This is a genomic window from Pseudomonas sp. BN505 (genome assembly GCF_029873175.1).
GTDB classification, from domain to species: Bacteria; Pseudomonadota; Gammaproteobacteria; order Pseudomonadales; family Pseudomonadaceae; genus Aquipseudomonas; species Aquipseudomonas putida.
In genome coordinates this window covers 155,110-168,027 of sequence record NZ_SSOI01000026.1, presented here as the reverse complement: position 1 = coordinate 168,027, position 12,918 = coordinate 155,110, and the positions used below count along the sequence as shown (strand labels likewise).

General features: G+C 64.4%; 10 protein-coding genes and 1 pseudogene. 10 read left to right on the top strand and 1 reads right to left on the bottom strand.

The features are described 5' to 3' along the window. Positions 1-25 precede the first annotated feature (25 nt). From E8E78_RS05870 to E8E78_RS05850, 5 genes and pseudogenes are all read left to right on the top strand, one after another. Complete coding sequence (locus tag E8E78_RS05870; protein WP_049276534.1) at positions 26-535, top strand: sigma-70 family RNA polymerase sigma factor; 510 nt, start codon at positions 26-28, stop codon at positions 533-535. Further along, positions 532-1,497 (top strand): FecR domain-containing protein, encoded by a 966-nt coding sequence (locus E8E78_RS05865; RefSeq protein ID WP_241801181.1) that lies wholly within the window; start codon positions 532-534, stop codon positions 1,495-1,497. Before E8E78_RS05870 ends, E8E78_RS05865 begins: the two co-directional genes overlap by 4 nt. A gap of 211 nt (positions 1,498-1,708) precedes the next feature. Then, positions 1,709-4,125 (top strand): annotated as a pseudogene (locus E8E78_RS05860) (TonB-dependent receptor). Positions 4,126-4,288: 163 nt separating this feature from the next. Then, positions 4,289-5,938, top strand: coding sequence for an MFS transporter (locus E8E78_RS05855; RefSeq protein WP_280313386.1), 1,650 nt, complete (start codon positions 4,289-4,291; stop codon positions 5,936-5,938). Continuing rightward, complete coding sequence (locus tag E8E78_RS05850; RefSeq protein WP_016499511.1) at positions 5,935-7,068, top strand: HlyD family secretion protein; 1,134 nt, start codon at positions 5,935-5,937, stop codon at positions 7,066-7,068. The genes E8E78_RS05855 and E8E78_RS05850 overlap by 4 nt, the downstream gene beginning before the upstream one ends. Before the next feature lie 16 nt (positions 7,069-7,084). Here the strand turns inward: E8E78_RS05850 and E8E78_RS05845 are convergent, their stop codons facing one another. Beyond that, entirely contained in the window at positions 7,085-7,960 is an 876-nt protein-coding gene (locus E8E78_RS05845) for an AEC family transporter (protein ID WP_049276716.1), read from the bottom strand. A gap of 515 nt (positions 7,961-8,475) precedes the next feature. On the opposite strand from E8E78_RS05845, the gene E8E78_RS05840 reads away from it, so the two are divergent. From E8E78_RS05840 to E8E78_RS05820, 5 genes are all read left to right on the top strand, one after another. Further along, positions 8,476-9,774, top strand: coding sequence for an MFS transporter (locus E8E78_RS05840; RefSeq protein WP_049276717.1), 1,299 nt, complete (start codon positions 8,476-8,478; stop codon positions 9,772-9,774). A 165-nt stretch (positions 9,775-9,939) separates the two neighbouring features. Beyond that, positions 9,940-10,248: a hypothetical protein gene (locus tag E8E78_RS05835; protein ID WP_016499508.1), complete on the top strand. Its 309-nt coding sequence runs from the start codon at positions 9,940-9,942 to the stop codon at positions 10,246-10,248. Positions 10,249-10,296: 48 nt separating this feature from the next. Next, the gene (locus E8E78_RS05830; protein WP_049276718.1) at positions 10,297-10,848 is read left to right on the top strand and encodes a YbhB/YbcL family Raf kinase inhibitor-like protein; all 552 of its coding nucleotides are present in this window, start codon (positions 10,297-10,299) and stop codon (positions 10,846-10,848) included. A 554-nt stretch (positions 10,849-11,402) separates the two neighbouring features. After that, positions 11,403-12,464 (top strand): 3-deoxy-7-phosphoheptulonate synthase, encoded by a 1,062-nt coding sequence (locus tag E8E78_RS05825; RefSeq protein ID WP_016499506.1) that lies wholly within the window; start codon positions 11,403-11,405, stop codon positions 12,462-12,464. A 79-nt stretch (positions 12,465-12,543) separates the two neighbouring features. Further along, the gene (locus E8E78_RS05820; RefSeq protein WP_003248318.1) at positions 12,544-12,825 is read left to right on the top strand and encodes a peptidylprolyl isomerase; all 282 of its coding nucleotides are present in this window, start codon (positions 12,544-12,546) and stop codon (positions 12,823-12,825) included. Positions 12,826-12,918 lie beyond the last annotated feature (93 nt).

The window sequence follows — 12,918 nt, the reverse complement described above, 5'->3', positions numbered from 1 at the left end:
CTTTTGCCGGAACCTTGCGCACGCCATGCCGCCCGCCGACCCTACCCTCAACCTGCAGGTCCAGACGCTGTACACCGAGCACCATGGCTGGCTGCAGGGCTGGCTGGGGCGCAAGCTGGGCAATGCCTGCGATGCAGCCGACCTGGCTCACGACACGTTCGTGCGCCTGCTCAGCCGCCAGGGCAATAGCTATTTCGGCAGTGAACCCCGGGCCTTGCTTACCCACATCGCCAAGGGCCTGGTGGTCGACCGCTGGCGCCGGCAGGATGTCGAGCGCGCCTATCTGGAAGCCATTGCCCACTTGCCGCAACCCGAGGTGCCCTCGCCGGAAACACGCTGGCTGATCCTGGAAACCCTGTGCCGCGTCGATGCCATGCTGCGCGACATGCCGGCTCGGGTCCGGCAAGTGTTCCTGCTGTCGCAGCTGGACGGGCTGACCTATGCGCAAATCGCCGAGCAGTTGCAGCTGTCTCTGATTACCATCAAGCGTGACATGCGCACGGCCTTCCTTGCCTGCCTGAGCATTGACGGATGACCGCGCGTATCGACCCGCTGATCCTTGGCGAAGCCGCTGACTGGCTGGTGCACCTGCAATCGGGCACCGCCACCGATGACGATCATCACGCCGTGCAGGCCTGGTGCCAACGCAGCGCCCAGCACGCCCAGGCCTGGCAACGTGCAGAGGCGATTCTCGGTGATTTGCGTCGCCTGCCCACCCCCGTTACCGGTGAAACCCTGCGCCGCCTGAGCCGCAACGGCGCAGTGAGCCGCCGCCAGGCCCTGCATCGCCTGGGGCTGTGGCTGCTGGCAGCACCGGCGGCGTGGTTGGCCTGGCGTGAAGCACCCTGGCAGCAATGGGCCGCCGATGCCCGCACTGCAGTCGGCGAGCAACGCGCGTTGACGCTTGCCGATGGCAGCCAGGTGCTGCTGAACACCGACACAGCCATCGATATCACCTTCGATGCCCGACAGCGCCGCATCGACCTGCTGGCGGGCGAAATCCTGCTTACCAGCGCCAAGGACCCTGCCACTCCGGCGCGGCCACTGATGGTGCGTACCCTGCATGGCCGGGCCATTGCACTGGGCACCCGTTTCAGCGTGCACCTCGATGGCCCGTTGACCCGGGTAGCCGTGCTCGAAGGCGCGGTCGAGGCCCGCCCGGAGCACGCCACCAGCGGCCTGCTGCTCCGGGCTGGCGAGCGCAGCGCTTTCGATGCCGACCGGGTACTGCCCGCCGCTGCGCTGGAAACCGGTGACCTGGCCTGGGAGCACGGCATGCTGCTTGCCCGTGACATGCGCCTGGCCGATCTGCTGCAAGCGTTGGCCCGCTATCGCCCCGGCGTGCTGCGCTGCCACCCTGCAGTACGCGAGTTGAAGGTGTCCGGCGCCTTCCCGCTGGCCGATACCGATGCCAGCCTGCGGCTGCTGAGCGACACCCTGCCAGTGACAATCCAGGGCCTGACCCGTTACTGGGTAACCGTAGAACCTCTCGCCTGACGCGGGCCCTGTAGGAGCGGCCTTGCGCCGCGATGGGCCGCAAAGCGGCCCCGGCAGTCTTGCAAGAAGGCAGAGAACCTGGGACCGCCACGCGCTCCATCGCGACGCAAGGTGCTCCTACAGGGGCCGTGAATATTTCGTTGATACCTTTTCCTGCGTCGTCCGGTGATGAGTGCAGAACCTTCATTTTCTGCACCTACAGGACCCTCGCATGACGCCCCGCCAGACGTACCGCTTGCCTTTGAAGGCCCTGAGCCTCGCCATCGCCATGGCCGCCCTGGCGCCCACAGCGATGGCCGCCGATGCCACCTCGCGCAGTTACCACCTGGCTGCCGGGCCACTGGCCGACGTGCTGGCGCGCTTTGCCGCCAGCGCCGGGGTACCGCTGTCGTTCGACCCGGCGCTGCTCAAGGGCGCACAAAGCCAGGGGCTGGAGGGCAACTACAGCGTGCCGGAAGGCTTCGCCCGCCTGCTGGCCGGCAGCGGCTACAGCCTGATAACCACCGACAGTGGCGGCTACACCCTGGCGCCGACGGTGGACCTGGGCAATGCTTTGGAGCTGGGCGCAACCACCATCAACAGCGACCTGGCCGCCAGCAACGACACCTGGCAAGGTGGCCAGGTAGCCCGTAGCGCCCGCCTGGGCGTGCTCGGCGACCAGGCAATCAGCGACGTGCCGTTCAGCGTTACCAGCTATACCGCCAAGACCATCGCCGACCAGCAGGCCCGCACTTTGGGTGACGTGTTGCTCAATGACGCGTCGGTGCGCCAATCGGCGGGCTTCGGCAACTTTTCGCAGGTGTTCACCATCCGCGGCCTGCCGCTGAATACCGACGACATCAGCTACAACGGCCTGTACGGGGGCTGCCGCGCCAGATAGTGACCACCGAGGCCCTGGAACGGGTGGAGGTATTCAAGGGGTCGAGCGCCTTCCTCAATGGGGTCGCGCCCCAGGGCAGTGGCATTGGTGGTGCCATCAACCTGGTGCCCAAGCGCGCCGAAGATACCCCCACTCGGCATATCACCCTCGACTACGCCACTGGCGACAACGTTGGCGGCCACCTGGACCTGGGCAAGCGTTTTGGTGAAGACAACCGTTTCGGCGCTCGCATCAACCTGGCCCAGCATGACGGCGGCACCGGCGTCGACGACGAAGCCCAGCATTCCACCCTGGTTGCCGTGGCCCTTGACTACCGTGGCGAACGGCTACGCCTGTCAACCGACCTGGGTTACCAGAAAGAGCGCATCAACCAGGGCCGGGCGGTGATCTACCCCAACGGCAGCAAAGTGCCCCACGCCCCGTCGGCACGTGACAACTACTCGCAAGACTGGACCTGGTCGCAGCTCGAAGACACCTACGGCATGGTCAACGCCGAGTATGACCTGAACGACAACTGGATGTTGTACGCCGGCGCCGGCGCCAAGCACACCCGCGAAAATGGCGAGTATTCCTCGCTGTACGTCAGCGACGCCAACGGCACCGCGCGTGGTGGTTTCCTGTACTCGCCCCACGACGAAGACAACAAGAGCGCCGTTGCCGGGCTGAATGGCCGCTTCGCCACCGGCCCGGTCAGCCACCGCTTCAATTTCGGCCTGTCGGGCATGTGGGGTGAACAGCGCTCGGCCTATGAAGCACTGGCTGCGGCCAAGCGCTACGACAGCAACCTGTACAACCCGGTGAAGGTGCCACGCCCGACCGATACCTATTTCGGCAGCGACCTGCACGACCCGCGCATCGTCGGCAAGAACCGCAACAAAAGCGTGGCGCTGTCCGACACCCTGGGCTTTTTCGATGACCGCGTGCTGCTGACCGTGGGCGTGCGCCGCCAGTCGATCAGCGTGGACAGCTGGGCGACCGCCACCGGTGCGCGCAACACGCCGTATGACGAGTCCATCACCACCCCGGTGTATGGCCTGGTGATCAAGCCCTGGGAGCATGTGTCGTTCTATGCCAACCGCATCGAGGGCCTGGCCCAGGGCCCGACGGCACCGTCGAGTGTCAGCAATGCCAACGAAGTATTCCCGCCCAAGCGCAGCAAGCAGGTAGAGGCCGGGGTGAAGCTGGACTGGAACAGTTTCGGCGCCACCCTGGGTGTGTACCGCATCGAACAACCAAACAGCGTCACCTACCGCGCACCCGGCGCAACGCTGGACACCTTCAGCATGGACGGCGAGCAGGTCAACAAAGGTGTGGAGCTGAACCTGTTCGGTGAACCGGTGGACGGCCTGCGCCTGTTGACCGGTGCCGTGTTCATGCACACCGAGCAGAAGAACACCGCCTATGGCAGCAACGACGGCAACCGTGCTGCCGGTGTACCGCGCTTCCAGTACAACCTGGGGGCCGACTGGGACGTGCCAGGCATTCAGGGGGCCGCACTCAGCGCCCGGGTATTGCGTACCGGCGGCCAGTATGTGAATGCGGCCAACAGCCTGAGCATCCCGGCCTGGACCCGGGTGGACCTGGGCGGGCGCTACCGTTTCAAGGTCGATGACAAGCAGGTGACGTTGCGGGCCAATGTGGAGAACGTGGCGAACAAGGCGTACTGGGCATCGGCGTCGACCTCGAACAACTATCTGACCCAAGGTACACCGCGGGTTTTGCGCTTATCGGCCAGCGTGGATTTCTGAGCCTGGAGGCTGGGGCCTGTTTTAGCCTGCTCCGGCTTCTTCGCGGGTGAACCCGCTCCCACAGGTACAGCGCCAGCCTCAAGGCCAGTGTCATACCCGCGAAGAGGCCGGAGCAGGCGGTAACTGTTTTCCTTGCAGTTGCCGCTCAAGTACAGTCTGCCCCATGGACAAATACGCCCCCCGCCAGTGGCTCCCCCACGAAAAACCCAGCCTGCCGGGCTCGCCCTCCACGCCCCTGCATTCGCCAGCCAAACGCCTGGCCTACGGGGTGGTCGGCCTGCTGGTAGCCATCACCGGTGGCCTGGGCAACGCGCTGGTCACCGCCAACCTGGTGTTCCTGCAGGGTGCCTTGGGCGCGACGTCCGCAGAAATGGCCTGGCTACCGGCCGCCTACGTCATGACCAACGTGTCCATCAACCTGCTGCTGGTGAAGTTTCGCCAGCAGTTCGGCCTGCGCGCGTTCACCGAAGTGTTCCTGGTGCTGTATGCCTTGGTCACCTTCGCCCACCTGCTGGTCAACGACCTCAATTCGGCCATCGCCGTGCGTGCGGCCCACGGCATGGTCGGGGCAGCGCTCAGCTCGCTGGGGCTGTACTACATGATCCAGGCGTTTCCCGCGCAATGGCGGCTGAAGGCGATGGTGCTGGGCCTGGGCGCCTCGCAACTGGCGCTGCCGCTGGCGCGGATCTTTTCCGAAGACCTGCTGCAGATCGCCGAATGGCGTGGCCTGTACCTGTTCGAACTGGGGCTGGCACTGGCAGCGCTGGGGTGCGTTCTGATGCTCAAGCTGCCGCCAGGTGACCGCTTCAAGACGTTCGAGCCCTTGGATTTCCTGACCTTCACCTTGATGGCCAGCGGCACCGCCCTGCTCTGCGCCGCGCTGTCGCTGGGGCGCATCGAATGGTGGCTGGAGGCGCCGTGGATCGGCGTGGCACTGGCGGCATCGATCGCCCCGATCTTCGCTGGCCTGGCCATCGAGCACAACCGGCGCAACCCGTTGCTGATGACCCACTGGCTGGGCAGCGGTGCGATCATTCGCCTGGCACTGTGTGTGGTGCTGATCCGCATGGTCACCTCCGAACAGTCCACCGGTGCGGTCGGTTTCCTGCAAGTGCTGAACATGGGCAGCGAGCAGATGCGCACGCTGTACTGGATCATGCTGCTGGGTGCCGTGGCGGGCCTGGCCAGCAGTGCCCTGACCATAAACCCCAACCACCTGGTGATCCCGCTGCTGGTCTCGCTACTGGCCATGGCCACAGGTGCGTTCATGGACAGCAGCTCAAGCAACCTCACACGCCCGGCACAGGTGTACTTCAGCCAGTTCCTGCTGGCGTTCGGGAGTACCTTTTTTCTAGGCCCGTCGATGGCCCTGGGCATCAGCCATGTACGCGCCAACCCGCGCAACCTGGTGAGTTTTTCGGTGTTGTTCGGTATCTGCAACAACCTTGGCGGCCTGATTGGCGCGGCACTGCTGGGCACCTTCCAGACCTGGCGCGAGAAATTCCACTCCAGCCACCTGATGGACCGCCTCAGCTTCCTCGAACCGTTGGTTACCGCCCGCGTACAAAGCGGCGGCGCCGGCTACGGTGGCATCTTTGCCGACCCGGCCCTGCGCAACGAGGCCGGCATGCGTGTGCTGGCCAATGCCGCCAGCCGTGAAGCGAATGTCATGGCCTACAACGATGTATTCGTGCTGATTGGCAGCATCGCTATCCTGACCATGATCTGGATATGCATCCGTAGCACCTGGCTCTGGTACGCAAGACGCCAGACCACCTCCACCGACTCCACCCCCGGCGCGCCCACCCGATGACCGACGACACCCGCACCACGACCACCACCGCCATCGCCGAAACCCCGGAAGGCACCACACCCCCCAGCGAGCCGACCAGCCCGGGGCGCTCGCGGCGGGTGCGCATCCTGTCAACGATCAGCTTCGCCTGCGTGGCCCTGGCCGGCATCCTGCTGGTGCTCTATGCCTGGCGCCTGCCTCCATTCGGCAGCGCTATCGAAAGTACCGAAAATGCCTTGATACGCGGCCAGGTGACCATCATCGGCCCGCAACTCAGTGGCTACATCGTCGACGTGCCGGTGCACGACTTCCAGTTCGTCAGGGCAGGCGACCTGCTGGTGCAACTGGACGATCGCATCTACAAGCAGCGCCTGGCCCAGTCCATCGCCCAGTTGCAGCAACAGCAGGCGGCCCTGGCCAACAACCTGCAGCAGCGTAAAAGCGCTGAAGCCACCATTGCCCAGCGTCAGGCAGCCATTGGCGATGCCATGGCCCAGGCAGCCAAGGCCAAAGCCGACCTTGGCCGCAACCAGGCGCTGGTCAATGACGGCTCTGTGTCACGCCGTGACCTGGACCTGGCCCGGGCCAGTGAAGCCGCTGCCGTCGCCAGCCTGGCCCAAGCCAGAGCGGCGCTGGAAATCGCCCGCCAGGACCGGGAAACGGTGGTGGTCAACCGGGCCGCGCTGCAGGCCTCGGTGGAGAATGCCAAGGCGGCCGTGGAGCTGGCGCGCATCGACCTCGACAACACCCGGGTCACCGCCCCGCGCGACGGCCAGCTCGGCCAGATCGGTACACGCCTGGGGGCTTATGTGAATTCCGGCGCGCAATTGATGGCGCTGGTGCCCGACACCTTGTGGGTGATCGCCAACATGAAGGAAACCCAGATGGCCAATGTCCGCATCGGCCAACCGGTGAGCTTCACCGTGGATGCGCTCAACCACCTGAAGCTTCAGGGGCATGTACAGCAGATCTCGCCAGCAACCGGCTCGGAGTTCGCCTTGTTGCAAGCGGACAATGCCACCGGCAACTTCGTCAAGATTGCCCAGCGGATTCCGGTGCGCATTACCGTGGATGCCGACCAGCCAGATGCCAGACACCTGCGGCCGGGGATGTCAGTGGTGGTCAGTATCGATACCCGTACTCAGGATTGATGTGCTTGCTGCCGGCCTACATCCACCAGGCCAGCACCACCGGCAACCAGGCAAACGACAGTACCGTGGAACACATCACCAGGTTCGCCACCTGCTCTGGTTCACGGTTGGCCCGTACCGCCATCAGGTAGTTGAACACCGCCACCGGCATCGCCGACTGCACCACCAGGACCGCGCGCTCAAGGGTGTCCATGCCTAGCGCCGCCCCCACTGCCCAGCCCATCGCAGCCCCCAGGCCAATGCGCAAGCCGCCCAGCAACAGGCCACTGCCCACGTGGCGCAGGCGAATGCTGGCCAGCGATACCCCCAAGGTCAGCAGCATCAGAGGGATGGTCATGCCGCCCAGCAGGTCTGCGGTGTTGGCCAGCCAGCGCGGCAGTTCGAAATCGAGAAAGATGATGGGCATGGCGCCCGCCAGGCTGATGACGATCGGGTTGCGCAACAGCGCCTTGAGCGAAGCCGCCGTGCCGGAAATGGCCATGCCGATAGTGAACTGCACGATCGACAGGGTCAGGAAAAACGCCACGGCCAGGGCCAGGCCGTGCTCACCGAAGGCGTACAGGCTGATCGGCAGGCCCATGTTGCCGGTGTTGGGGAACATGAACGCCGGCAGCAGTACTCGCCAATGCATGCCAGAAGCGCGACACACCAGCAACGCGGCCAGGGCCATGCCCAAGGTGCACAGCAGGCAAGCCACAGCCATGCTGGTGAAGGCATCCGGGTTCAGCTCAGTGCGGCTGAGTGTGGACAGCACCAACGACGGGGTTCCGACCGTCATCACAACCCGGGCGATGAAGTCGGTTGGGTAGTCCAGGCCTTTGCGGGCCCAGGCATAGCCGACGCCGGCGACGATGAAAACCGGGGCCAGGACTGCGAACAGCGACGCGAACATGATGGGCCTTCCTTGGTGTGGGTTCAGCATTATGCAGCAGTCCGTGAGAGGGCCGGGGCTGCTTTGCAGCCCAATCGCCGGCAAGCCAGCTCCCAAAGGAAGCGTGTTATTTCCAAGGCATGTGCAATACCTGTGGGAGCTGGCTTGCCGGCGATTGGGCCGCACAGGGGCCCCAAGATGTCTGCCCAAGACACTTTCATGTCGCCCTTGGACTGCGGCGTCTCGTCGCATACCCGTGCCCCTTGGGCAAAAGCTTCCAAGCCCGTAGAATCCCGCTTCCTTTTCGCCCGTCGCCTTGAACGGTGGCAACCCGCAGCAATGACAGAGTCCGTGCCTGAACACATGAACGCACATGTGAAATAGGCTCAACCCTCCCCGCCCGGCCCATTCCCAAAGGTGCCAGCGGTTGAGTCTTGCCCAGGTCGCATCCGTGTCGCCACTCGCCCCCTTGTCGGGTCGAGCCGGTGTGCGCGTCCGAGAAGGCGCTCATTCCGCTCATCCAACTAGAGGTTCGTATGTCTCCGCGTTTGCTGGCCATGGCGCTGGCGCCCCTGCTCGGGCTGTTCATCATTGCCCTGGGCAACGGCTTCATGTCTTCGCTGACCACCCTGCGCCTGGGCGCTGCCGGTGAATCGGCCACCACCATCGGTGTCGTCTCGTCGACCTACTTCATCGGCCTGACCCTGGGTGCCATCTTCAACGACCGGCTGATCTTGCGCATCGGCCATATCCGCGCCTATACAAGCTTTGCTTCACTGATCGCCGCGACCATTCTGCTGCAGGGGCTGTTCTACGATGTCACCTGGTGGTCGGTGCTGCGCCTGATCAACGGCTGGGCAGCAGTGGGCGTATTCCTGGTGATCGAAAGCTGGCTGCTGCTGGCCGGCGACGCGAAAATCCGCGGCCGCCTGCTGGCGCTGTACATGATTGCCTTCTACGGCGCCGGGGTGATTGCCCAGGCAGGCCTGGGCGAAATCACCCAGCTTGGCGACACCGCACCCTTCATGCTGGCTGGCGTGCTGGCTGCCCTGTCTGTGCTGCCTATCGTGATCCTGCCGCGGGTATCGCCCCTGCTGGACCAGGTCGAACCCCTCAAACCCCGCCAATTGCTGGGTGTGGCGCCGTCTGGCCTGGTTGGCTGCTTTGGTTCAGGCGTGGCGATTGCCGGTATCTATGCCCTGCTGCCGTTGTACCTGCAGCGCATCGGCCTGGCGGTGGGCGAGGTCGGCAACATGATGGCCTGGGTGATCCTCGGCGCCATGCTGCTGCAATACCCGGTGGGCCGCTGGTCCGACCGCAAGGACCGTCAGGACGTCTTGATCGCCCTGGCCGCGCTGTGCGTGGTGCTTTCGCTGATCACGGTATTCCTGCCGTCGGACTCTTTCCTGCTACCGGCCATGCTGTTCCTGCTGGGTGGTGGCGTGTTCACGCTGTACCCGGTGGCAGTCAGCCACGCGGCCGACCGGGCGCCTTCCGATGCGCTGGTACCGATGATTCAAGGCTTGCTGCTGATCAACTCGCTGGGTTCGGCCATGGCGCCGGTGGCGATTTCGCCGATGATGACCGAGTTTGGCGAGGCCGGGTTGTTCTGGGCCTTTGCCGTGGTCAATCTGGCCATGGTTTGCTTCTTCATGTGGCGCCGTGGCAAGCGCCCGGCCGCAGAGCACCCGGCGCCGTTCACCGCCTCGACCACCTTCTCGCCCACCGGTGCCGAGCTGCGGGTGACCGAAGACCTGATGCATGCGGCGCAGGAGCATCCACCGCTGGAACCGGTCGAAAACCCGGCGCCAGCACAGCGCTCGGAATCTCATTGATTCCAGGGCCGCTCTCACAGGAAATCGCATTTCCTTGTGGGAGCGGCCTTGCGTCGCGATTGGGCTGCAAAGCAGCCCCGCAAATGACCACCCGTCGCCTAGAAGGCACCCCGCCACCCGTCGCCAGCCAAACGAATGACAGATCATCCGCAAAGGAGCATTCCCATGATCCGCATTCGCCCGCTTTCCCTGTGCCTGGCGCTGGCCTTGACCAGCCTCACCGGCACCAGCTTCGCCGCCACTGACACCAACACCGACAGCCGTCCGCAAACCGACCAGTCTGGCGGCAAGACCGCCGGTGACGACAGCAGCGTCAACAGCCCCGGCAGTGGCCAGGACAACGACAGCAGCGACACCGGCAGCAACAGCGATGCCGCCGACGGGGCCAGTGGGGGTTCCAACAGCACGGGCGAGGCGACCGGCTCTGGGGCCGGGCACACCGGCGGCACCGCCGAGGACCAGGACAGCCACTAAGGCTCGCCTCGGCTACACTGCGCCCCAAAGCCCTGCCAAGGATTCGTCATGAACGTCAAACCGTGGCTGCTCGCCGCCCTGCTGCCTTGCATGGCGTTGGCCAACAGCAGTAACCAAGGTGCGCTGTCGATCAGTTCTTCGTCGTTTACCGATGGTGGCGTGATTGCCCTGCAGCAGGTCGGCCCAGACCCGGCCTGCGGCGCCGGTGAAGAGCGCACCCCGCAACTGAGCTGGGAAAACCTGCCAGCAGGTACCCGGTCGCTCGCGTTGATCATGTTCGATCCGGACGGCGGCAAGGGTATCGGCGTGGTGCACTGGGTTGCCTACAACATCGACCCGGAACACGATGGGCTCAAGGAAGGCATGGCGGGGCTCAGTGGGCAATACGTGACTGTGGGGCGCAACTCGCGGGGCACCCTCAGCTACCGGGGGCCCTGCCCACCCGCTGGCGACAACCCGCACCATTACGCACTGACCCTGATCGCCACCGACCTGCCGTTGGGCACCTTGCCCGAAGGCCTGGACCGCAATGGCCTGCTGCAGTTGCTACAAGGCCACGCATTGGGGGCGCAGAGCCTGGTCGGTCGTTATGGCCATTGAACCAATCAGTACAAAAACAAATGATCGGCCCCATAGCATTTATCCATTGAATGGCCCGGTAAAACTGAAGTAAGCTCGGGCTCATTCACTGGAGAGCAACATGCCAAAACACACCCGCAACCACGCCAACCACACCGGTCGCAACCTGCGCCCTGTGTTGGCCGTTGCCGGCTGCGTGGCACCTGCCAGCTATTACTTTGGGTATTGGTTTAGCCACTAGGCGCCGATACCCACACGGCGCCCACCTTCGAGGGGCCGCCGAACATGAGAATACTCAAACCCCCGGTCGGCTCCCCGACCGGGGGTTTTGCTTTTCAGGCCTTTGAACAACACCGATTCATATTGAGGACAGATTCATGAACTACGCCACTTACTACTACGCAAACACCTATGCCTGGCGATTTAGCCAATCCCGCTCGGGCCAGCCTGCCGCCTCCGATCGGTCTTCTACAGGTGGCAATGCAGCAGCCAATACGAATTCAACGATCTGTCGAACACCTCGATAGGGCCGACCACGCGGGCCAGAACCCGCCGTCCGCCCAGGGAAAAACGCCATGCAAGCTACCAACCTCGCCCTGCCCCTGACCCAGCCGCAAGCAGCCAACACCACTGTCAGCAAGCGCCTGCCCAGCCCGCACCTGCTCAAGCAGCAGATGCCGCTGTCCAGTGAACTGGCCCAGCAAGTCCAAGCCCACCGCCAAGCCATCCGCAACATCCTCGAAGGCCGCGACGAGCGCCTGCTGGTCATCGTCGGCCCATGCTCGATCCACGACCCACGCTCGGCCCTGGAATACGCCGACCGCCTGGCCGCCCTCAGCAGCGAAGTGGATGACAAGCTGCTGCTGGTGATGCGCGCCTACGTCGAAAAACCGCGTACTACCGTGGGCTGGAAAGGCCTGGCCTACGACCCGCACCTTGATGGCAGCGACGACATGCACTCGGGTATCGCCTTGTCCCGCGGGCTGATGCTGAGCATGATCGAGCGTGGCCTGCCGGTTGCCACCGAGCTGCTGCAACCGATGGCCGCCGGCTACTTTGACGACCTGCTGGCCTGGGCCGCGATTGGCGCACGCACCACTGAATCGCAGATTCACCGCGAAATGGTCAGTGGCCTGGAGCTGCCGGTCGGTTTCAAGAACGGCACCGACGGCGGCATCGCCATCGCCAGCGACGCCATGCGCAGCGCTGCCCACCCGCACCGCCACTTCGGCATGGATGCGCAGGGCCACCCGGCAATCATCGAAACCCTGGGCAACCCCGATACACACCTGGTACTGCGTGGTGGCCACAAGGGCCCCAACTACGATGCCAACAGCATCGCCATGGCCCGCCAGGCCCTGGCCAAGGTGGGGTTGCAGGCGCGGATCATGGTCGATTGCAGCCACGCCAACAGCGGCAAGGACCCGGCACGCCAGCCAGCGGTGTTCAACGAAGTGCTGGAACAACGCCTGGCCGGTGACCGCTCGATCGTTGGCGTGATGATAGAGGGGCACCTGTTCGATGGCTGCCAAGCGCTGGGCAAGGGGGCACTGAAATACGGCGTGTCGATCACCGATGGCTGCCTGGGCTGGGCCTCGACTGACACCCTGTTGCGTGAGGCGGCACAAAAACTGTAAGCCCAAGGTTGCGAGCCTGGCGAGACATACCCCAAGCAAGTGCGCTAGGCTTGCCTTTTTACCCCAAGGAGCAGTACCCATGGCCCGTGCAACCGCCCGCCACATCCTGGTCAGCAGCGAAGACAAGTGCAACGAACTGAAAGCCCAGATCGAAGCAGGCGCCGACTTCGCCGAAATCGCCAAAGCCAACTCCACCTGCCCATCCAGCCGTCAGGGCGGTGACCTGGGCTCGTTCGGCCCAGGCCAGATGGTCAAGGAATTTGACACCGTGGTGTTCAGCGCCCCGGTCAACACTGTGCAAGGCCCGGTGAAGACCCAGTTCGGCTACCACCTGCTGGAAGTGACCAGCCGTCAGGACTGATTCACCCCTCCCGGTGATCAGACCCCCTGTGGGAGCGGGTTTACCCGCGAAGAGGCCAGACCAGACAACCTCGTTGCCTGCTCCGACGCATTC